This window comes from Clavibacter michiganensis subsp. tessellarius (assembly GCF_021922985.1).
GTDB lineage: Bacteria > Actinomycetota > Actinomycetes > Actinomycetales > Microbacteriaceae > Clavibacter > Clavibacter tessellarius.
In genome coordinates this window covers 2,738,113-2,759,182 of record NZ_CP040788.1, presented here as the reverse complement: position 1 = coordinate 2,759,182, position 21,070 = coordinate 2,738,113, and the positions used below count along the sequence as shown (strand labels likewise).

The following is a 21,070-nucleotide window of genomic DNA, read 5'->3' as shown; positions in this document are numbered from 1 at the left end:
CCTAGCGTAGGCCGCGCCGCACTCCGCGAACGACGCGGGCGGCAGGAGGAAGAGCACGCATGGACATCCAGGATCAGGTCGCCCTCGTCACCGGCGCCAACCGCGGCATCGGCCGCACCTTCGTCGAGGAGCTCCTCGAGCGCGGCGCCCGCAAGGTCTACGCGACCGCGCGCCGACCCGAGGCGATCGACATCCCCGGCGTCGAGGTGCTGCGCCTCGACCTCGCCGACCCCGCGTCGGTGACCGCCGCCGCCGAGGCCGCATCCGACGTGACGCTCGTCGTCAACAACGCGGGCATCTCCACGGGCGCGACGCTCGTCACGGGCGACATGGCGGAGATCCGCCGCGAGATGGACACCCACTTCTACGGCACCCTCGGCGTGATCCGCGCCTTCGCGCCCGTGCTCGCCGCGAACGGCGGCGGCGCGTTCGTCAACATCCTGTCGGCGCTGTCGTGGTTCTCGACCGCGGGCAACGGCGGCTACGCGGCGGCGAAGGCGGCCGAGTGGAACATGACCAACGCGGTGCGGCTGGAGCTCGCCGGGCAGGGCACGTTCGTGCAGGGCGTGCACCTCGGGGCGGCCGACACCGACATCATGGCCGGCTACGACGGCCCGATGATCGCCCCGCGGGACGTGCCGCGGGCGTCGCTCGACGGGCTGGTCGCCGGATCCGTCGAGGTGGTCGTCGACGACTGGAGCCGCATGGTGAAGGACTCGCTGGCCGGCGACCCCGCCCCGTTCTACGAGAGGATGCGCGCGATCCTCGGCTGACCGACGCCCACCGGCGCCGACCGCGCGGGGAGGGCCCGGCGCCGGGCGCGCATCAGAGGGACTCGAGCACCTCGAGCGCCTGATGCACGCCGCGGTCCCGCCGCATGAGCCCACCCACCTCGGCCGCCCGCTCCCGCCGGGAGAGGGCCTCGCCCATCGCGGGCACGAGGGCGTCGACCGACAGGCGGCGCAGCGGGATCGGGGCGGCGGCCACTCCGCGGCGGTGCAGCAGGGCGCCCCAGAACGGCTGGTCGGCCATGAAGGGCACGACGACGGCGGGCACGCCGGCACGGGCGACGGCGTGGGAGGTGCCGGCCCCGCCGTGGTGCACGACGAGCGCCGCGCCCGGCAGCACCCGGTCGAACGGCGCCGACCGCACGACCAGCACGTCGGGTCCGGCGCACTCCTCCGGCAGCGCGAGCCCGCCCCAGCCGGTGAGGACCAGCACCCGCAGGCCGTGGGCGCGGGCGGCCGTGACGATCGCGCGCCCGCGGGCGGACGCCTGCCCCTTCGCCATGGAGCCGAACGAGGCGACGACGACGGGCCCGGCGGCGAGGAACTCCGCGACGACCGGGTCGAGCGACGCCGCCGGCGACTCGTCGTACCAGGCCCCGGTCTGGTGCACGCGCTCCGGCCAGTCGTCGGGCCGGGGCAGCAGCGCGGGGCTCGCGGCCATCAGCGTCGCGCGCGACGGCGAGCGCCCGGCGGGGCGACGACCGCCCGGCAGCTCGGCCGCGGCGCGCGCGATGTCGCCGTCGAAGAGGCGCGCGAGGGCGCGGGGCACCGCGTAGGTAGACCGGTTGCGCGCACCGAGGTCGCGGGTGGCCGTGGGACCGCCGGCGGCGGGGAAGCGGTCGCTGGCCGTGGCGACCGGCGCGAACTCCACGACAACGCGCGGCACGCCGAGCGCATCCGCCACCATCGGCGCGCTGAGGATCAGGGGGTGGTGCACCACCACGTCGGGCGCGTAGGCGACCGTCTCGCGGACCGCGGCGACGATCGTGCGCCGCATCGCGGGGCGCACCTCCGTGCGCAGGTGGTGCGCGATGGCCCAGGGGGTGCGGCTCGCCGGGGTAAGCACCCGCTGCACGTCCAGGCCGAGGCGCACGCAGTCCACGCCCTCGGGCGCGACCGCGTCGTCGGGCAGGGCCAGCCGCACCTCGTGGCCGCGGGATGCGGCGTGTCGGGCGAGGGCCGCGAAGGGCTCCACGTCGCCTCGGGTGCCGGCGGTGAGCAGCATCATGCGCATCCGGACAGTCTGGGCCCGGAAGCCGTAAGGCCGACGCTCTCGTCCACCGCGTACGCTCGTGCGAGTGACCGATGGCAGTGAGCGCATGCCGCGCACCGCACCCTCCGAGGTCGCCCTGGCCGTGCGCCGTCTGGTGCTCATCTCGCGACCGGTGCTCTGGATCAACACCATCGGATCCGGCCTCGTGGCCGTGTGGCTCACCGGCGCGCTGTTCGACCTGCGGGCCCTGCCGCTCATCCTCTGGCTCACCCTGCCGTTCAACCTCCTCATCTACGGCGTCAACGACGTCTACGACCAGGACACGGACGCGACCAACCCGCGCAAGGGCTCCCTCGAGGGCGCCCGGATCCTGCCCTCCGAGGTCCGGCTCATCGCGTGGGGCGTCGCCGCCCTCAACGTCCCGTTCCTCGTGTACTTCCTCCTGGTGCTGCCCCCGCTCGCGAACGCGGCGATCCTGCTCTACGCGGGCGTGTTCGTCTTCTACTCGGCGCCCCCGCTGCGCTTCAAGGCCCGCCCCTTCCTCGACTCGCTGAGCAACGCGGCCTACGCGCTGCCGCTCGTGATCGTGCCGGCGGCCCTCGAGGTGGCGCCGGTCTGGCCCGCCGCCCTCGGGCTGATGGCGTGGAGCGTCGCCAAGCACGCGTTCGACGCGGTGCAGGACATCGGGGAGGACCGCGAGGCGGGCATCACGACCACCGCGGTGCGACTCGGCCCGCGCGGGACGGCCCTGTGGAGCGGCGCGTGGTGGATCGCCTCCGCCGCGCTGTTCGCCGTCGTGAGCGTGCCCGTGGCGGCCGTCGACCTGCTGATCGCCGGCATCCTCGTGGTGTCGCTGCTGCGCGACCCGACGCCGGCGACCGGCCATCGCCTGTACCGCCTGTCCGTCGCGTTCCCGTACATCGCGGGGACGCTGGCCGGGGTCCTGCTCATGGTCGCGATCGTGTTCGGAGGGTATCCATGAGCCGCATCGTCGTGGTCGGGGGCGGGATGGGCGGGCTGACCGCCGCCGCGCTGCTCGCGCACGCGGGCCACCGCGTCACCCTGCTGGAGGCGTCCGAGGAGCTCGGCGGCAAGAGCCGTCGGATCCAGCTGGGCGAGGACCGCATCGACACCGGGCCGTCGCTGGTGACGTTCCCGGCGGTGTGGGACGAGCTGCTGCGGCGGCTCGGCGACGGCGGGCGCGCGTCCGAGCGCATGAGCGACGTCGGCGGGCTCGACCTGGTGCGGATGCCCGAGGTCGGCCGCTACTACTTCGACGGCGAGGAGACCTCGCTGCCGGTGGCGCCCGACCACCCCTGGTACCCCGCCTGGCGACGGTTCTCCGACATCCACGCGCCCCTCGCCGACGACGTGACCGCGCTCCTGCTCGCCGACCCCACCGACCGGGCCGCCCTCCCCGCGGTGCGCCGGCTGCTGTCCGTGTACGGCTCGCGCCTCACGACGCGGGCCTACCTCGACAGCCTCACGTGGCTGCCCGACGGGCTGCGCGAGATCATCGCGATCCACACCCTCAACGCCGGCGTCTCGCCCGCGCGCACGCCGGCCCTCTACGCGAGCATGCCGGCGATCATGGCGGAGACCGGCGCCTGGGTGCCGCGCGGCGGCGTGTTCGAGATCGTGCTCGCGCTGGGGCGGCTGGCCGAGGCGGCCGGGGTCGAGGTGCGGACCGGCGAGGCCGTCACGCGCATCGAGCGCGGGTCGGTCACCACCGCCTCCGGGCGGTACTCCGCCGACCTCGTCGTGAGCGCCCTGGACGCGGACCGGCTGGCCGCGCTGATGGGCCCGTCGCGGGTCCCGGCCCTCCCGCGCCTGCGCCCCCGCATCCTCTCGTGCTCGGGCGTCGCGCTGTACGGCGTGCTCACGGAGGAGCTGCCGGCGGGGATCGCCACGCACAGCGTGGTGCTGCCGACGAAGCCCGCCGCCCTGCACCGCAGCCTCGAGGCGGGCGACGAGCCGGCCGACACCATGGTGTTCGTCAACCAGTACCGCGCCGGCGACGTATACCCGAACCCGCACGGCACCGCGGGCATCCTGCTCACCGCACCCGCCGACGGCGGTCGCTACACGGCCGACCACCCATTCGTGCGGCGCGAGGTCGACCGGGTCTCCGCGGCGATGGGGCTCGACGGGCCCCTCACCGACCTCCTCGACGAGCAGACGGTGCTCGATCCGCGCTACTACGGCGAGGGCGGCGAGCCGCACGGTGCGCTCTACGGGGCCGCGCGTCCGCCGTGGCTGAGCGGGCCGTTCCACCGCCCCGCGTACAACGACCCCTGGCGGCCCTGGCTGTGGCGGGTCGGCGCGTCGGTGCACCCCGGCGGCGGCATCCCGGCGGTGGTCGGCGGCGCGATGATCGCCGTGAGCCGGCTGCTGAGGTCGACCCCGAGCTGATCCGGGGGCTCGGCGTTGCCCGGCCCGCGGTGATCGCGGTGACTGCGGACGCCTAGCGCGGCGTGGGCGACGGCGACGGGAGCCGGGCCGAGTCGTCGGCGCGCACGTGCACGGCGTCGCCGCGCAGGTCGAAGAGCAGGGCGGTGCCCACCGGGTACTCGTCGCGCAGCTCCTCGGGCGCGCCGACGTTCACCAGGAACCGCACGGACGCGCCGAACGCGCCCGCCGCGCATCCGCCGCCCTCCGTCGAGCCGAACGCGGCGCGCGACGGCTGCACCGAGAGGCACTCGCCACGGACCTGCGGGTAGGCGGAGCGGTCGCCCTCGAGCCGCACGAGCGTGAGGCCGTGGAAGCGGGCGGATCCCGTCTCCGCGCCGCCGAAGTAGTCGCGCATGTAGACGGGCAGCTCCTGGTCGGGGTCGAAGCGCACCACGGCGACCTCGCGCCCGGCCGGAGCCGTCAGCGTCGCGACGACGACCGCGGTGAGGGCGACGGCCGCGACGACGGAGGCGGCCCAGAGGATCGCGAGGCGGCGGGAGGCGCGCGGGCGGTGCGGGGCCGGGGCGTCGCGGTCGGGGAGGTCGGCATCGTCCACGGCGGCGCCCTCGGCGAGGTCGTCGTCCGCATCCGGGTCGGCAGCCGCGTCGGCACCTCCTCGCCGCCCGGCGTCGGCGGCGGTGCGCTCCCGCTCGGCGGCGCCGGCGTCGGCCCCGCGATCGGATGCGGGCGTCGCCGCCTCCGCGGGGCGCGCGACGGCCGCGTCCCCGGCACGCCCCTCGAGCTCGCGCAGCCGGTCGAGGTCGGCCGGATCCGCGTCGCTGCCCGGCCCGTACGCCCGGCGCCGCAGGTCCGCCAGCTCGGCGCGCTCGGCCCGTCGGCTCCGGCCGTGCGGGTCCGGGCGCTCGTCGGGCTCCATCTCCCGATCCTGTCACCGCGCGCGGCGGACGACCGGGCGGGCCGCCCGGCCACCGCGAGCCCACCCGCGTCACCGCGAGCCGTCCGACCCCCGCGAGCCGGCGGACGACCGGGCCTGGTCGCCCGCCGACCGCGCGCCTACGCTCGCCCCATGCTCACCGAGACCGACCTGCGGCTCCCCGACGGCCGCACGCTGCACTGCTACGACACGGGATCCGGCGAGGACGCCGACCTCGTCGTCGTGTACCACCACGGCACGCCGAACGTCGGTCCGCCGCCCGCGCCGCTCGTCGAGTCCGCCGCAGGCCGCGGCATCCGCTGGATCTCCTTCGACCGGCCGGGGTACGGCGGATCCACGCGGCACCCGGGCCGCACCGTCGCGACCACCGCGGCCGACGACCTGGCCGTCGCGGACGCGCTCGGCGTCGGGCGCTTCGCCGTGCTCGGGCACTCGAGCGGCGCCGTCGTCGCGCTGGCCGCGGCAGCATCGCTCGGCGACCGCGTGCTCGGCGCCCTGTGCGGCGCGGCCCTCGCGCCCGTGGAGGCGGAGGGCCTCGACTGGTTCGACGGGATGCACGCGGGCGGCGAGCGCGAGCTGCGAGCCGCGCTGTCCGGAGCGGAGGCGCTCGAGGCGGAGCTCGCCGCATCCGAGTTCGACCCGGCGATGTTCACCGACGGCGACCTCCGCGCGCTCGAGACCGACTGGGCGTGGTTGAACGGGGTCGCCTCGCACGGCCTGGACGCGGGACCCGGCGGCATGGTCGACGACGACCTCGCGCTCGTCGCCGCCTGGGGCGTCGACCTCGCGGCCGTGACCGCGCCGGCGATCCTGCTGCACGGCGCCGCCGACCGGATCGCGCCGGTCGCCCACGCGCGGTGGCTCGCCGACCGGGTGCCGGGCGCGGAGCTCGTGGTCCGCCCGGGCGACGGCCACATCTCCGTGCTCCGCGGCGCGGAGGACGCGCTCGGTCGGCTGCGGGGGCGGATCCGCCGCGCCGCCTAGGAGAAGAGGAACGCACCCGCGGAAACGGCTCTCGCCGACCCGGACGGATCCGGATCGGCGAGAGGGCAGGGGCGGAGCGCCGCGGGTCAGTGCCCGCGCGACACCCTCCGCGGCAGGGCGAACACGAGCGCGAAGGCGACGACCGCGAAGATCGCGCTGACGCCCATGGCCGACGCGGACGCGTCGGTGAACGCCTGCGGCACCATCTGCGGCCCGCGGATCCCGGCGCCGGCCACGCCCGCGAAGAGCACGCTGCCGATCACCGCGATGCCGACCGCCGAGCCGACGCGCTGCACGGTGCCGATCACGCCGGAGGCCGCGCCCGCCTCGGCGGGGTCGACCGTCGCGACGATGAACTGCGCGTTCGGGGCGATGAAGAGGCCGTTGCCGATGCCCGCGAGCAGCAGCGGGACGAGGAGCATCCAGCTGTTCAGGTCGGCCGCGGCCGTGTTCAGCAGCACGAGCCAGAGCCAGATCAGGCCGACGCTCACGAGGGCGGTGCCGATCACGAGCACAGTGCGGCCGAGGCGGTTCGTGAGCCGGTTGCTCTGCGAGGAGCCGACGATGCTGCCGATGGCGAACGGGATCGAGACGAGGCCGGACTCGAGAGCGGAGTTGCCGAGGCCCGACTGCCACAGGATCGAGATGGTGAAGAAGATGCTCGTGAAGGCCGCGAAGTAGACCATCGCGAGGATGACGCCGCCCGTGAAGGCGGGGTGCGTGAACAGGTGCGGCGGGACGAGGACGCCCTTCGAGCGCTTCGTCTGCAGGACCTCCCACGCGCCGAAGAGCGCGAGGAGCACGACGCCGCCGGCGAGGGAGAGGTACGTCCAGAGCGGCCAGCCCTGGTCCTGGCCGTCGATGAGCGGCACGAGCAGGGCCACGAGGCCGGCGCTCACGAGCAGGATGCCGACGAGGTCCACGCCCGACGCGGCGGGCTTCGCCTGCGCCGGGGCGCCGGCTCCGCGACCGGCCTGCTGGCCGGACTGCGCGCGCACGTCGCCCGCGACCTCCTCGGCCACCCGGCGGCTCGGGAGCAGGAAGATCGCGGCGATCACGGTGGCGAGGCCGACGGGCAGGTTGACGAAGAAGACCAGGCGCCAGCCCGACTCCTCCCCAGCGGCCTGGATGATGAGGCCGCCCACGATCGGGCCGAGCGCGGACGAGACGCCGATGACGGCGCCCATGATGGCGAACGCCTTGCCGCGCGCCTGCGGCGGGAACAGCAGCTGGATGAAGGCGGTCACCGCGGGCACGAACAGGCCGCCGGCGAGCCCCTGCACCACGCGCGCGATCACGAGCTGGAGGTCGTCCTGAGCCACACCGCACGCGAGGCTGGCGAGCGTGAAGAGCGCGATGCCGGTCACGAACACCCACTTGTGCCCGTAGCGGTCGCCGAGGCGGCCCGCGGGGATCAGCGCGAGGCCGAACGCGAGCGCGTAGCCGGAGATGATCCAGCTCAGCGTCGACTCGGAGGCGTCGAGGCTCGTGCGGATGGTCGGCAGCGCCACGTTCACGATGGTCGTGTCGAGCAGCGCGATGAACATGCCGGCGAGCAGCACGATGAGCGCCTGCCAGGCGCGGCGGGAGACGACGGGGGCGGCGGAGCGGCCGGAGCCGGGCGCTCCGGACGGGCCGGTGTTCCCTGCCGCCGGGCGGGCGGATGCGGTGGTGTCGGACATGGGGTCCTTTCGTGCCGGCGCGGGCGTCGGCGGTGGTGCGAGCGGATCCGGTCAGCGCGCACGGCAGCGGGCGACGCGGGCGCGGGACGGGAGGTCGGGCGCCTCGCGTGCGAGCGGGCGGCGCACGGAGGAGGATCCGCGACGGTGCGGGAGAGGCGGCCGGGCGGATGCGCCCGTCCCGCCAGTCTGTCACCGGTTGACCGTTGCGGCCTATCTCGATGTCCGGCCACAGGCGGCCGTCACCGGCGGGCGTCATCGACAGCCGTCCTCGGCGGCTTTCCGTCATCCGGCGGATGCGGCGCGCGCGCCCGCGTCGATAGCGTGGCCGGATGAGCGCCGCATCCGCCCCCGACAGCGTCGACCGGTTCTGGGTGCGCCCGCGGCCCGACCGCGCCGGCCTGCGGTTCGACCTGCTGCTCGCGCTCGTGATGCTGGTGCTCACGACGGGGAGCTGCACTCTCTACTACGCGCTCGGCATGTACCCGACCCGGCCGCCGATGTGGGTCATCGCCGCGTGGATCCTGCTGATGACCGCTCCTCTGGCGCTCCGGCGCCTGCAGCCCGAGGCCGTGACCCTCGTGCTCGGCGCCACCTTCGTCGTCGGCGCGTACCAGTTCGTGCCCGAGGTGCTGTTCTCGAACATCGCCATGTTCATCGCCATGTACTCCCTCGGCGCGTGGGGGCGGAACCGTCTGCGGGCGAACATCGTGCGCGGCGTCATCGTCGTCGGCATGTTCGCGTGGCTCTTCAGCTCGCTGCTGCAGGCCTCGGGGTTCTACTCGCTCGCGGGGTCGACGTTCGAGAACGCGCCCGCCGACGCGTGGATCCCCGCCCCCGTCGCCGCCGGCCTCGTCTCCATCGTCACGAACCTCCTCTACTTCGGCGGCGCCTGGTACTTCGGCGACCGTGCGTGGGCTTCGGCCCGCGACCGCTGCGCGCTCGAGACGCGCACGGCCGAGCTGGCGACCGAGCGCGAGCGGGTGGCGGAGCAGGCGGTCACGATCGAGCGGGTGCGCATCGCGCGGGAGCTGCACGACGTCGTCGCGCACCACGTCTCGGTGATGGGCGTGCACGCGGGCGCCGCGCGCCGGGTCCTCGCGCGCGACGCCGAGAAGGCCGCGACCTCGCTCGGCATCGTGGAGGACAACGCGCGCAGCGCCATCGAGGAGCTGCACCGGATGCTCGTCGCGCTCCGCCAGGAGGAGGACGGCACGGCATCCGCCGACGGCGCCGACGGCGACCCGACCCGCACGGCGTCCACCCGCGGCGTCGACCAGCTGCCCGAGCTCGTGGCGGAGGCGTGCGGCGCCGGGCTCCGGGTGACGTACGACGTCATCGGCACGCCGCGCCCGCTCACGCCCACCGTCGACCTCATCGTCTACCGGGTCGCGCAGGAGTCGCTCACCAACGCGCGGAAGCACGCCGGCACGGGCGCCCGCGTCGACCTCCGCGTGCGGTACCTCCACGACCGCGTCGAGGTGGAGGCGAGCGACGGCGGACCCGCGGGAGCCGCCGCCTCCGCGGCCGCCGGGCCGGTGCGCAACGGCCCCGGCGGCCTCGGCCAGCGCGGCATGCGCGAGCGCGTGGCGGCGGTGGGCGGATCCATCGAGATCGGCCCGAAGGCCCGCGGCGGCTACCTCGTGCGGGCGTCGCTGCCGACGACCCCGTCCGCCGTCGTGCCGCCCGTGCCGATGCCCGTGCCCCTGGCCGTGTCCGTCCCGGAGCCCGCGTCCGTCCCGGAGCCCGTGTCCGTCCCGGAGCCCATGTCCGTCCCGGAGCCCATGTCCGTCCCGGAGCCCGCGTCCGGGACGGAGCGCGCCGCCGTCCCGGCGCCTTCCTCCACCCCTGGACCCGCTGCCGCTGAACCCGCATCCGTCCCCGAGCCCGCCTCCGTCCCCGAGGAGACCCGCGCATGAGCGCCGATCCGACCGACCCCGCCCCCGCCATCGCCACCGCCGCGCCGGCCGCCGTCCGTGTCCTCCTCGTCGACGACCAGGCGCTCGTGCGCGCCGGCATCCGCGTGATCCTCGAGAGCGAGGACGGCATCGAGGTGGTCGGCGAGGCCGCCGACGGCGAGGAGGGCGTGCGCCTCGCCGCCGCGCTCGCGCCCGACGTGATCTGCATGGACGTGCAGATGCCGCGCGTCGACGGCCTCGAGGCCACGCGCCGCATCGTCGCCGACCCGGCGATCCGCGCGGGCGTCCTCATGCTCACCACGTTCGACCGCGAGGACTACCTCTTCACCGCGCTCGAAGCGGGCGCGAGCGGGTTCGTGCTGAAGAGCGCGTCGCCGGAGTCGCTCGTGGAGGCCGTGCACGTGATCGCACGCGGGGACGCGCTGCTCTCGCCCGACGTCACGCGCCGGGTCATCGAGCGCTTCGGCCGCGGATCCGGGCCGGCCGACGAGGAGCCCGTCCCCGCCGCCGCGCCCGCGATCCCCGCCGACCCGCGCGTGCAGACCCTCACCGACCGCGAGCTCGAGGTGCTCCGTCTCCTCGCGGAGGGCCTCGCCAACGCGGAGATCGCCGAGCGCCTCTACCTCGGCGAGGCCACCGTGAAGACGCACGTCTCGCGCCTGCTGCTGAAGCTCGGCGTGCGCGACCGCGTGCAGGCCGTGGTCTTCGCGTACGAGCGCGGCATCGTCGTGCCGGGCGCGAGCTGATGGATGCCAGCGCCTGGATCATGGGCGCGGTCATCCTGGTGATCCTGGGCGTCGGCGTGCTGCCGCTCCGGCGACGCGGCGGCGTCGACGGGGACCGGGGCGTGGACGGTGACCGGGGCGTGGACGGTGACGGGGACCGGAGCCGCTGACCCCGGCCCGCCGCACCGCCCGGGGTCAGCGGCCGGCGTCGATCCGCTCCGCGCGACGACGCCGCAGCGCCGACTCGTCCTTGCCCACGATCGCGAGCAGCAGGATCGCGAGCGCGACGCACACGAGGATCAGCACGAAGGTCACGTCCCAGCCGAACGCGTGCACCGAGGCGCCGATGCCCGTCGAGGCGAGGGTCGCGCCGAGCACGTAGCCGAACAGTCCCGTGAAGCCGGCCGCGGTGCCCGCGACCTTGCGGGGGCTGAGGTCGAGCGCCTGCAGGCCGATGAGCATGACCGGTCCGTAGATCAGGCCGCCGATGAGCACCAGCGCCGCGAGCGACACCCAGAGCGGGCCGTCCGCGGGCGACAGCCAGTAGATCGCGACGGCGACGCCGACCGCCGCCATGAAGAGGATCCCGGTCGGCGAGCGCCGTCCGCGGAACACCCGGTCGCTGATGTACCCGCATAGCAGCGTGCCGGGGATTCCCGCGAGCTCGAACAGCGAGAACCCGGCGATGCCCTCGCCGAGGCTCGCGCCGCGCACGTCCGCGAGGTAGATGGGCGCCCACACGAGCACGCCGTAGCGGAGCGTGTAGACGAAGACGTTGGCGAGCGCGAGGTTCACCATCGTGCGGTTGCCGATGACGTAGCGGCGGATGGTCGACCAGGTCGACGCGCCCTCGTCCGCGGCGTCGGTCTCGACGGGCGCGGGATCGTGGCGGTGCTCCTCGATGGGCGGCAGGCCCTCGGACTCCGGGGTGTCGCGGAGGAGGACGAAGGCGACCAGCGCGATCACGATGCAGACGATCGCCGGGAACCAGAACGCGCTCTGCCAGGTGCCGAAGGTCGCGATGGCGAGGCCCGCGAGGCCGCCCGCGCCGGCGCCGCCGACGTTGTGGGCGACGTTCCAGATGGCGGTCTTCCCGCCGCGCTCCGAGGTCGAGAACCAGTGCACGAGGGTGCGACCGGACGGCGGCCAGCCCATCCCCTGGAAGAAGCCGTTGACGATCATGACCACCGCGAACAGCGCCACCGACGCCCCGACCGCCGGCACGAACGCGACCACCAGGTTGGCGAGCGCGGACAGCAGCAGGCCGATGGGCAGGAACCAGCGCGCGCTGCTGCGGTCGCTGACGATCGCGCTGAGGAACTTGCTGAAGCCGTAGGCGAGCAGCACGCCGTTGGTGAGGATCCCGAGGCCGAGCGCGCTGAAGCCGTTCTCGTCGCGGAGGATCGTGGCCACCAGCGGCACGTTGTTGCGGATCAGGTAGTAGGCCGCGTAGCCGATGAAGATGCCGAGGAAGACTTGCAGGCGGAGGCGCGGGTAGCGCCGGGCGACGGTCGCGTCGTCGAGCCGGGGCGCGGGCGGCGGGGCCGCCATGAAGGAGAGGAGCCCGCGTCGGACGGCTGCGCCGTCGGGTCGGGTGCGCTGGTCGGTGGTCATGGTCTGCCTCCTGGTCGTCGCATCGTTGCGACGAGAGACCACTCAACGCCTTCGCAAGACGATCGTCTAGGTCTTGGGCGCATGCGGCGGGACCGCGGGCGTCGGCGCGAGCTGGGGTGGATCCGCACGCGGGCGTGGCGGGTCGTGCGATCCTCCGGGGTGCCCGACGCCGAACCCGACACCCCAGCTCCCGCATCCGGATCCGCATCCGACGCCGACGCCGCGACCCCGGCCCCGGCCCCGGCAGGACCCTCGGTCGAACCGGCCGAGGCCGCCTTCGTCGCCCCCGCGCCGCGGGTGTCCGACGCCCCGGACGCCCACCTGGACGCGGCGCGGCTGCTCGCGCTGTGGCAGGAGCGGTGGCCCGAGCCGCATCCGCGGTTCTTCGGGTGGGGCATGCCCGGCATGCGGTTCCACACCCTGCCGTGGAGCAGCCAGGAGGCCCGCCAGGCGCGGGACCGACGCTCGGCGCGTCGGCGGCATCGGAGCATCGTCACCGCCGTCGAGGCCCTCTCCGGGGTCCGGGGCACGATGGTCGTGGAGCTGTGGCGATGGAACGCGGACGAGACGAGGACGTCGCTTCCCGGCTTCCTGCCGTGGGCGTCCTTCACGCAGCCGGGCGTGACGGATCCGGAGGCGGCGGAGGAGTGCACGGACGAGTTCCGCATCCGGAGCGGTCGTCCCTCGCTGGATGACCTCTGCGACGTGGCGCACCGCGATGAGGGCCGGTACCTGCTCGTCGCCGAGGACATGACCTGGACCGTCTACTGCTACGACGGCGGGATCGACGTCGCGATGCTCGACCCGGACATCGAACGGGCCCTCGCGGACGCCTACCACCGCTGGCTCCCGCCGGACTCCTGGGTCGTGGGCCACGACTGGATGCGCCCGGCGACGCGGGGCGACCTGCGGAAGAAGGCGAAGACCGACCGTCGGCTCGCGATCTGGAACGCCCGCTGGCGGAAGCGGATGGCGCGCGCGGAGGCGCTCGGGGACGACGTCGCCGACGACGACCCCGAGGACTGAACGCGGTGAGCGCGGCGGGCCGCCCGGATCAGAACCCGCCGCGCTGCGACATCGGCGACAGCACGAGCTCGTCGATCCGCACGTGCGGCGGCGACGCGAGCACGAACATCGCGGCGCGGGCCACGTCGTCGGGCGTGAGCATCGCGGCGCGCTCGGCCGCGTCGGGCACGGTCGGCCGGAGCGCGAGGAAGTCGCTGTCGATCGTGCCCGGGCAGAGGTGCGTGGCGCGGATCCCGCTGCCGGCCTCCTGCGCGTTGAGGTCGCGCACCAGGGTCCCGAGCGCGGTCTTCGACGCGCTGTAGGCGACGCCGGCACCGGGCGAGTGGGTCCACGCGGCGTACGAGGAGACGAGGACGACCGTGCCGCCGGACGCCCGCAGCAGCGGGAGCGCGGCGGCGACCTGGTGCGCGGGTCCGGTGAGGTTCGTCGCGACGATGCGGTCGAAGTCGGCGAGGTCCTGGTCGGCCCAGGCGCGGCGCGGGGCGTTGAGGCCGGCGGCCACGACGATCCCGTCGAGCCGGTCGAGGCCCGCCACCACGGCGGCGAGCGCGGCGTCGTCGGTGACGTCGAGCGGGGCGACGAGGGCGGTGGATCCGAGGTCGTCGACGAGCGCGCGCGTCTCCTCGAGCGGATCCAGGCGCCGGCCCGAGAGCACGAGGTCCCAGCCGTCGCGGGCCGCGGCGACGGCGGTGGCGCGGCCGACGCCGGATCCCGCGCCGCTCACCCAGAGGACGCGCGCGCCCGTCGCCCCCTCCCCAGGTGCATCCCGGGTCTGCTCGTCGTGCGTCGTCGCTCCGGACATGGCGGTCTCCCTCGGTCACCCCTACGTTGAGGGAGACGCTATTGGGAACCGAGGGGAACGCGCATGCTCATCGACCTCCGCGACAGGGTCGTCGTCGTCTCCGGTGCCGCCCAGGGCATCGGCCGCGCCCTCGCCGAGCGCTTCCTCGAGGAGGGGTGCCGGGTCTTCGGGCTCGACCTCCGGTTCGGCGACGCGCTGCCGGAGGGGGTCACCGCGATCGTGGCGGACGTCACCGACCAGGGGTCCGTGCAGGCCGCGATCGCGCAGGTGGTCGAGGCCGCCGGACGCGTCGACGTGCTCGTGAACAACGCCGGCATCAACGTCGAGGGGGCCGTCGAGACGCTCGAGCCCGCGCGCTTCCGGGCGGCGTTCGACGTGAACGTCGGCGGGGTGTTCCTCCTGGCGCAGGCCGTCATCCCGGCCATGAAGGCGGCCGGCGGCGGGCGCATCCTCAACGCGGCGTCGTTCGCGGCCGTCGTCCCGAGCGTCGGGGCGGCCGCCTACGGCGCGTCCAAGGCCGCGGTCGTGCAGTTCACGCGGGTGCTCGCGAGCGAGCTCGGGCCGTGGGGCATCACCGTCAACGCCTACGCGCCCGGCATGATCCCCACCGCCATGAACGGGTTCGCCGAGATGCCGGAGCCCGCGCAGGACCGCCTGCTCGACACCCTCAGCATCCGCCGGTGGGAGCGGCCGGACGACGTGGCCGACCTCCTCGTCTTCCTCGCGAGCGACCGCGCCGGCTACATCACGGGCACGCTCGTCGACGTGAGCGGCGGCAAGCTCGCCACGCAGATGCCGCAGCGCGCGTACGAGGGCCGGGGCGCGCCGGAGCGCGGGCCGCGGGACGGCGTGCGCGCGGATCCGCACCGGCCGGCCGCCGGCGCGCCCGACGCGACGGCCGCCGAGGCCGCGGGAGGCGGGCGATGAGCGTCACCACGTGGCACGCGCAGCCGCTCGACACCGTGCGCGCCGAGCACGCCGAGGCGCCCCTCTGGGACACCGCGCGCGGCACGCTCCTGTGGGCCGACCAGTACGTGGGCATCCTGCGCGAGGCGACGTTCGACCCGGCCACGCTCGCGGTGGGGCCGGTCACCGAGACGCACGTGGGCGGCCCGCTGGGCGCGGTGGTGCGCCACGCGGAGGGCGGGCACGTGCTCGCCGCCCGCGACGGCTTCGTCCGCCTCACGGGCGACGGCGAGCTGATCCCGATGGCCGACGTGCTGCCGGCCGACGGCATCCGGCGCCGCATGAACGACGGCGAGGTGGATCCGCGCGGCCGACTCTGGGCGGGATCCATGGCCTTCGACAAGACGCCCGGCGCGGGTGCGCTGTACCTGCTCGACCGCGGCGTCGCGACGACCGTGCTCGAGGGCGTCACCATCTCCAACGGCACCGCCTTCTCTGCCGACGGCACCGAGATGCTCTACATCGACACGACCACGCAGCGCGTGCGGCGCTTCCGGGTCACGGACGAGGGCGGGCTCGCGGATCCGGAGGTGGTGGTCGAGATCGATCCCGCCGACGGCCATCCCGACGGCATGTGCCTGGACGACGAGGGCTTCCTCTGGGTCGCGCTGTGGGGCGGCGGCGAGGTGCGCCGCTACTCCCCGACCGGCGAGCACGTCGGATCCGTGCGCGTCGACGCGCCGCAGGTCTCCAGCTGCGCGTTCGTCGGACCCGACCGTGACGTGCTCGTGATCACCACCTCGCAGGAGGGCTACACGCCCGAGGACTCGGCCCGGCATCCGCGCGCGGGGATGCTGTTCGCGGTGCGGCCGGGCGTCACCGGCCCGGCGGCGAGCGCCTACGCGTAGGCGGTGACGGCGGCGGAGTCCACGAAGCCGGCCGGGCGTCCGGACCCGCGTGCGGCTCCCCCGGCGAGCACGGCCGACGCGGCGGCGACCACGACTCCGGCGAGCACGGCGGCGGTCACGGGGCCGACCGGCGAGTGCGCGAGCACCAGGCCCGCGACGACGGCGACGGCCTGCACGATCCAGAGGGCGCGGATCCACCACCGCCACGCGCCTCGATCCATGGCCACGCGCTCGAGCCCGCGGCGCACCTGGGCGACCGCGGCCACCCGCACGACGAGCGACAGCGTCAGCAGCGCGAGACCGGTCAGAGACAGCGACGGCGTGCCGATGTCCGTGAGGATCAGCGCGAACAGCACGATCCCCGCCGCACCGGCCCCGTCGGCGAGGGCCTGGACGACGGTGGCGATGCGCATGATCCGACCCTAGGAGCGGCGACCCCGCCCAGCCACCCGCGGCCGCGCCCCAGCTTCCGGGGCGCCGCGCCCCAGCTTCCGGGCGGGCCGGCGCGCCCCGTCTCGGCCGTCGCGCCCCCGACCCTCCCGTCCCCCACGGGGTTCCCCCTCACGGCGGACTCCCCCGCGCACCCCCGCCCCTAGCGTGAGCAGCACGGATCACCCACGCCCACCGAGGAGGCCCTCCGTGCTCGAAGTCCACAACGTCACGCGCTCGTTCGGGGACCGCCGCGTCCTCGACGACGTGTCCTTCGCCGTGCGGCCGGGGAGGCTGACCGGCTTCGTCGGCGGCAACGGCGCCGGCAAGACCACCACCATGCGGATCATGCTCGGCGTGCTCACGCCCGACTCCGGGACGGTGTCGCTGGACGGTCGCGACCTCGGCACGTCGAGCCGGCGCACCTTCGGCTACATGCCGGAGGAGCGCGGGCTGTACCCGAAGATGAAGCTGCAGGAGCAGATCGTCTACCTCGGCCGCCTGCACGGCATGTCCGCCGCCGACGCGACCGCCAGCACCGAGCGCCTGCTCGAGCGGCTCAGCCTCGGCGAGCGGCGGAACGACCCCATCGAGTCGCTGTCGCTCGGCAACCAGCAGCGCGCGCAGATCGCCGCGAGCCTCGTGCACGACCCGGAGGTGCTCGTGCTCGACGAGCCGTTCTCGGGCCTCGACCCGATCGCGGTCGAGACCGTCCTCGGCGTCCTCACCGAGCGGGCCGCCCAGGGCGTGCCCGTGCTCTTCTCCTCGCACCAGCTCGACATCGTGGAGCGCCTCTGCGACGACGTGGTCGTCATCGCCGAGGGCCGGATCCGCGCATCGGGAGACCGCGAGCAGCTCCGCGACCAGCACAGCCGCCCCCTCACGGAGCTCCTCATCGACGGCGACGGCGGTTGGGTGCGCGACGTCCCCGGCGCCGAGGTCGTCGAGTTCGACGGCGGCTACGTGCTCTTCGAGGCCGACGACGAGACGCGCCAGCGCGTGCTCGCCGAGGCCGTCTCCCGCGGATCCGTCGCCGGGTTCGCGCGCCGCCGCCCCACCCTCAGCGAGATCTTCCAGGAGGTCGTCCAGTGAGCACCACGTCCACCCCGCCCGGCACGAGCCGCGGCGCCGCCCGGGGCACCGCGCCCACGTTCGCCCAGTCGACGATGCTCGTCACGGGCCGCGAGGTGCGCATGCGCCTGCGCAGCAAGTCGTTCCTCATCAGCACCGGGATCCTGCTCTTCGGGATCCTCGCCTCCATCGTCGTCAGCGGCTTCCTCGCCTCGAGCGGCAGCCTCGGCGACGGCGGCAGCACGCGCGTGGCGGTCGTCGGCAGCGCCCAGCAGGCCGTGTCCGGCGCATCGTCGCTCGAGGGCGTGCCCGCCGACAGCGTCGAGGACGCGCGCGCGATGGTGCGCGACGGCGACGTGGACGCGGCCGTCGTCCCCGACACGCAGGCGGACGCCGACGGCGCCGTGCTCGTGATCGGCGACGAGTCCGCGCCCGACGGCGTCGTGCAGGCGCTCACGGAGACGCCCCGCGTGGAGCTGCTCGAGGAGCCGACGACCAACCCCGCCATCGGCTACCTGATGGCCGTCGCGTTCGGCGTCGTCTTCTTCATCTCGGCGCTGACGTTCGGGCAGATCATCGCCCAGAGCGTCGTGGAGGAGAAGCAGACCCGCGTGGTGGAGCTCCTCATGTCGACGATCCCCGTGCGCGCGCTGCTCGCCGGCAAGGTGCTCGGCAACAGCATCCTCGCGTTCACGCAGATCGCGCTCATCGCCCTGATGTCCGGCGTCGGCCTGCTCGTCACGGACCAGACGGCGCTCCTCGCGGTCATCGGCCCGTCGGTGCTGTGGTTCGTCGTGTTCTTCGTGTTCGGGTTCGTGCTGCTGGCCTCGATGTTCGCGGCGGCCGCCTCGCTCGTGTCGCGCCAGGAGGACGTGGGCGCCGTGACCATGCCGGTCACCTCGCTCGTGATGATCCCGTACTTCGCGGTCATCTTCTTCAACGACAACCCGACCGTCATGGCGGTGATGTCCTACATCCCGTTCTCGGCCCCGGTGGGCATGCCGCTGCGCCTCTTCCTCGGCACCGCCGAGTGGTGGGAGCCGCTCGTGTCGCTCGCCGTGCTGATCGCGACGACCTCGGTCGTGGTGGCCCTCGGATCCCGCATCTACAGCAACTCGCTGCTCCGCACCGGCAGCCGCGTGAAGCTCTCGGAGGCGCTGAAGGGCTGACGCCCGCGCGGCCCGGCCGCGCCCCCACGACCGCCCGGTCGCGTCCGCTCCCCCCGCGGACGCGGCCGGGCGCGTCTATCCAGTGATACGAGAGCCCACCGATAGGCGCCGTTCTCCCACTCCGCGCAGTGCCTAGCCTGCCGACAAGCTAAACGCTGCCTAAACGGTCTCGTTCCGAGTCCACACACACACACACACACACACACACACACACACACACACACACACACACACACACACACACACGCACACACGCATGCATGCACGCGCACGCGCACGCGCACGCGCACGCGCACGCGCAGCATGCGCTATTGCCCCCTCAGGCTCGCTGTGCGTTCAAAAGCTGCGGTCGTCGCCGTGCAAAGCAAAGTGGAGCCTTCGCCGCCGCCGCTCTCCATTGACAGTTACGTGATCGGTGGACGAAAGCAGGCTATCGATCCTTCAGCTGAAAGACGACCCACCTGATACCCGTGACAAGAAGAGTGATCACGGCGGTCCCTAGGCCGCCGAAGAGCGCCAGGACGCCCGGGACGCCGATCCCGAGGAATCCGGGAGACTTCGTATCCGTGGGATACATGAGCCCAGCTGCGATGATCGCTACAAGCCCGAGGACAGCGACAGCCATCGAGGCCAAGGTGAGCAGAACCCAGCCGCGCCTCGACGGTTTTTGGATCCGCTGCTCCATGGCGCGTCGATCAATGCCACTGACGGTGACGTCGATGAGCGGCTGAGCAGATAGCCGCACATTCGGCGGAGAGGAAGTCACCAGATCAACCTTGAGCCGGAACTTGCGCGATATAAGCATCGGACCTACGCGCACAGAAGAGTCTTCGATACCCTCTAACTGCTCGGACGCAATACCGGCGACACTGGTGAGCTCTATTATTGGCGCGCCGATATCAAACTCCAGGGAGCGACCGGCGTCGAACCTCGACGAAGGAATATCGGCTCGTCCGGTGGACCAGAGCTCCAACTCGACGAGGTAGGGATCGAGCACCGCCTCTCCCCCGTACTCGACCCGCAAGCTTGTGGCGCCAGGGCGACTCGCGGCAAGCATCGGAGAGACCCTGACGCTATATTTGAGGTGCCGCTTCGGGTGCGCCCGAACATAGCTAAGCCAGGCAATCGCAATCGTGGCAATTGGCAGTATCACGCTGAGAATGAATGTCACAACTCGAGCATGCCTGACACCGCGGCGCCCGACTACGGCGTACCTCGATGGGCATCGCAGTAGCACGCTCTTCTTGCAGTACCGCGGTCTGGGAGAAACCGTTGTTAGTCCTCTCTCCGTTCCAGTCACCCCGGGCGCGCGTACGTTCGGGGCATGACCGCCGCGACGACGCCCGGATCCCGCCCGCCCCTCGAGCTGCCGTTCCCCGGCGCGCCCTGGGCCGAGGCGATGCGCCGGTTCTTCCTCAAGTACGCGACCTTCCGCGGGCGCGCGAGCCGGAGCGAGTACTGGTGGTGGATCCTCACGGGCTTCGTCGCGACGACCGCCCTGCGGACGCTGAGCAGCCTGACCAGCGGGGACCCCGGCTCGCTCGACCTCACCGACGCCATGGCCATCACGGATGCGTGGAGCGGCCTGCTCGCGGTGGGGCAGCTCGCCGTCTTCGTCCCGTTCCTGGCCGTCTCGTGGCGGCGGCTGCACGACACCGACCGCACCGGCGCGTGGATCCTCGTCTGCTTCGTGCCGATCGTGGGGCTCATCGTCTACGCGATCATGGCCGCCACCGGATCCCGTCCGGGCGGCGCCCGCTTCGACTGACGACGCGCCTGCCGCGAGCGCGCATGCGCCGGCTCCTGTTGCCGCTACGGTGAGCGCGATCCGCTCCCCCACCCCGAGGACACCATGGCCACCGCTGCCCGCCGTACCACCCTGCCCACCGCGCTCGCGGCCGTCCTCGTCGCCGCCGCGCTCAGCGGGTGCTCGCCGCAGCAGATCGCCGACTTGATCCCCCACGACGCCCCGCGCGACGGCCAGGGCGCCATCACCGCGAGCGGCAGGACCGACGTCTTCGACCTGCGCCAGGGCGACTGCATCGAGGACCAGTCGCTCGTCGACAGCCTCTCCGGCGAGAGCGGGGACGCGACGGGACAGGAGGTGACCGCGGTGCGGACGGTGCCGTGCGCCGACCCGCACGACTTCGAGGCGTACCGGGACGTGACCCTCACGGGCGGATCCGACTACCCCGGCTCGGATCCGGTCGACGCGCAGGCCGACGACGCGTGCAGCAAGGCTTTCGACTCCTTCATCGGCTTCGACTACCAGGACTCGATCTACGACTACACGTACTACCAGCCCACGGCCGAGGGCTGGATGACCGGCGACCGCACCGTCACGTGCCTCGTCGGCGATCCCGCGGGCAAGACCGTGGGCTCGCTCTCCGGCATCGGCCGGTAGCGCGCGGGCGCGACGCGCGGACGGCGGCGTGCGAGCGCGCGGACGCGCCCGCGGATCCCGGTGGCGGGGTCCGCGGGCGCGGGGCGT

Annotated in this window: 20 protein-coding genes; 13 read left to right on the top strand and 7 right to left on the bottom strand. The window is 73.9% G+C overall.

All coding sequences use genetic code 11. The features are described 5' to 3' along the window. The first annotated feature begins 59 nt into the window (after positions 1-59). Entirely contained in the window at positions 60-773 is a 714-nt protein-coding gene (locus tag FGG90_RS13050) for an SDR family oxidoreductase (RefSeq protein ID WP_094126569.1), read from the top strand. 52 nt (positions 774-825) lie between these two features. On the opposite strand, the gene FGG90_RS13045 is transcribed toward FGG90_RS13050, so the two are convergent. Further along, on the bottom strand, positions 826-2,022 hold the full coding sequence (locus FGG90_RS13045) for a glycosyltransferase (RefSeq protein WP_094126570.1): 1,197 nt from the start codon (positions 2,020-2,022) through the stop codon (positions 826-828). Between the two features lie 64 nt (positions 2,023-2,086). On the opposite strand from FGG90_RS13045, the gene FGG90_RS13040 reads away from it, so the two are divergent. Both FGG90_RS13040 and FGG90_RS13035 read left to right on the top strand, forming a co-directional pair. After that, positions 2,087-2,983 (top strand): UbiA family prenyltransferase, encoded by an 897-nt coding sequence (locus FGG90_RS13040; protein WP_237583403.1) that lies wholly within the window; start codon positions 2,087-2,089, stop codon positions 2,981-2,983. Continuing rightward, entirely contained in the window at positions 2,980-4,413 is a 1,434-nt protein-coding gene (locus FGG90_RS13035; RefSeq protein WP_094126572.1) for a phytoene desaturase family protein, read from the top strand. Before FGG90_RS13040 ends, FGG90_RS13035 begins: the two co-directional genes overlap by 4 nt. Before the next feature lie 52 nt (positions 4,414-4,465). Here the strand turns inward: FGG90_RS13035 and FGG90_RS13030 are convergent, their stop codons facing one another. Further along, the gene (locus FGG90_RS13030; protein ID WP_094126573.1) at positions 4,466-5,329 is read right to left on the bottom strand and encodes a hypothetical protein; all 864 of its coding nucleotides are present in this window, start codon (positions 5,327-5,329) and stop codon (positions 4,466-4,468) included. A 150-nt stretch (positions 5,330-5,479) separates the two neighbouring features. Between FGG90_RS13030 and FGG90_RS13025 the strand changes: the two genes are divergently transcribed. Next, the gene (locus tag FGG90_RS13025) at positions 5,480-6,331 is read left to right on the top strand and encodes an alpha/beta fold hydrolase (protein WP_094126574.1); all 852 of its coding nucleotides are present in this window, start codon (positions 5,480-5,482) and stop codon (positions 6,329-6,331) included. Positions 6,332-6,417: 86 nt separating this feature from the next. Here FGG90_RS13025 and FGG90_RS13020 read toward each other — a convergent pair whose 3' ends face one another. Then, positions 6,418-8,013 carry an MFS transporter gene (locus FGG90_RS13020; protein WP_094126575.1) on the bottom strand — a complete coding sequence of 532 codons (1,596 nt, stop codon included), beginning with the start codon at positions 8,011-8,013 and terminating at the stop codon, positions 6,418-6,420. 329 nt (positions 8,014-8,342) lie between these two features. Between FGG90_RS13020 and FGG90_RS13015 the strand changes: the two genes are divergently transcribed. After that, entirely contained in the window at positions 8,343-9,929 is a 1,587-nt protein-coding gene (locus FGG90_RS13015) for a histidine kinase (protein WP_094126576.1), read from the top strand. After that, positions 9,926-10,675: a response regulator gene (locus tag FGG90_RS13010; RefSeq protein WP_094126577.1), complete on the top strand. Its 750-nt coding sequence runs from the start codon at positions 9,926-9,928 to the stop codon at positions 10,673-10,675. Before FGG90_RS13015 ends, FGG90_RS13010 begins: the two co-directional genes overlap by 4 nt. 174 nt (positions 10,676-10,849) lie before the next feature. Here FGG90_RS13010 and pgtP read toward each other — a convergent pair whose 3' ends face one another. Beyond that, positions 10,850-12,268 (bottom strand): MFS transporter, encoded by a 1,419-nt coding sequence (gene pgtP, locus FGG90_RS13005; protein WP_094126578.1) that lies wholly within the window; start codon positions 12,266-12,268, stop codon positions 10,850-10,852. 159 nt (positions 12,269-12,427) lie between these two features. On the opposite strand from pgtP, the gene FGG90_RS13000 reads away from it, so the two are divergent. Next, entirely contained in the window at positions 12,428-13,294 is an 867-nt protein-coding gene (locus FGG90_RS13000; RefSeq protein WP_237583401.1) for a DUF3885 domain-containing protein, read from the top strand. 28 nt (positions 13,295-13,322) lie between these two features. On the opposite strand, the gene FGG90_RS12995 is transcribed toward FGG90_RS13000, so the two are convergent. Continuing rightward, complete coding sequence (locus tag FGG90_RS12995) at positions 13,323-14,096, bottom strand: SDR family oxidoreductase (RefSeq protein ID WP_094126579.1); 774 nt, start codon at positions 14,094-14,096, stop codon at positions 13,323-13,325. 63 nt (positions 14,097-14,159) lie between these two features. Between FGG90_RS12995 and FGG90_RS12990 the strand changes: the two genes are divergently transcribed. Then, the gene (locus FGG90_RS12990; RefSeq protein WP_237583400.1) at positions 14,160-15,023 is read left to right on the top strand and encodes an SDR family NAD(P)-dependent oxidoreductase; all 864 of its coding nucleotides are present in this window, start codon (positions 14,160-14,162) and stop codon (positions 15,021-15,023) included. Continuing rightward, the gene (locus tag FGG90_RS12985; protein ID WP_094126580.1) at positions 15,020-15,910 is read left to right on the top strand and encodes an SMP-30/gluconolactonase/LRE family protein; all 891 of its coding nucleotides are present in this window, start codon (positions 15,020-15,022) and stop codon (positions 15,908-15,910) included. Before FGG90_RS12990 ends, FGG90_RS12985 begins: the two co-directional genes overlap by 4 nt. On the opposite strand, the gene FGG90_RS12980 is transcribed toward FGG90_RS12985, so the two are convergent. Continuing rightward, positions 15,901-16,323 (bottom strand): hypothetical protein, encoded by a 423-nt coding sequence (locus tag FGG90_RS12980; protein ID WP_094126581.1) that lies wholly within the window; start codon positions 16,321-16,323, stop codon positions 15,901-15,903. The genes FGG90_RS12985 and FGG90_RS12980 overlap by 10 nt on opposite strands. Positions 16,324-16,549: 226 nt before the next feature. Between FGG90_RS12980 and FGG90_RS12975 the strand changes: the two genes are divergently transcribed. Together FGG90_RS12975 and FGG90_RS12970 are read left to right on the top strand one after the other, a co-directional pair. After that, positions 16,550-17,431: an ABC transporter ATP-binding protein gene (locus FGG90_RS12975; protein WP_094126582.1), complete on the top strand. Its 882-nt coding sequence runs from the start codon at positions 16,550-16,552 to the stop codon at positions 17,429-17,431. 74 nt (positions 17,432-17,505) lie between these two features. Further along, positions 17,506-18,579 (top strand): ABC transporter permease, encoded by a 1,074-nt coding sequence (locus FGG90_RS12970; RefSeq protein WP_094131268.1) that lies wholly within the window; start codon positions 17,506-17,508, stop codon positions 18,577-18,579. A 430-nt stretch (positions 18,580-19,009) separates the two neighbouring features. Here the strand turns inward: FGG90_RS12970 and FGG90_RS12965 are convergent, their stop codons facing one another. After that, positions 19,010-19,750 carry a hypothetical protein gene (locus tag FGG90_RS12965; protein ID WP_133065129.1) on the bottom strand — a complete coding sequence of 247 codons (741 nt, stop codon included), beginning with the start codon at positions 19,748-19,750 and terminating at the stop codon, positions 19,010-19,012. A 153-nt stretch (positions 19,751-19,903) separates the two neighbouring features. Between FGG90_RS12965 and FGG90_RS12960 the strand changes: the two genes are divergently transcribed. Continuing rightward, positions 19,904-20,347 (top strand): DUF805 domain-containing protein, encoded by a 444-nt coding sequence (locus FGG90_RS12960; RefSeq protein WP_094126584.1) that lies wholly within the window; start codon positions 19,904-19,906, stop codon positions 20,345-20,347. Positions 20,348-20,431: 84 nt separating this feature from the next. Beyond that, complete coding sequence (locus FGG90_RS12955) at positions 20,432-20,983, top strand: septum formation family protein (protein ID WP_094126585.1); 552 nt, start codon at positions 20,432-20,434, stop codon at positions 20,981-20,983. The last annotated feature ends 87 nt before the right edge of the window (positions 20,984-21,070 follow it).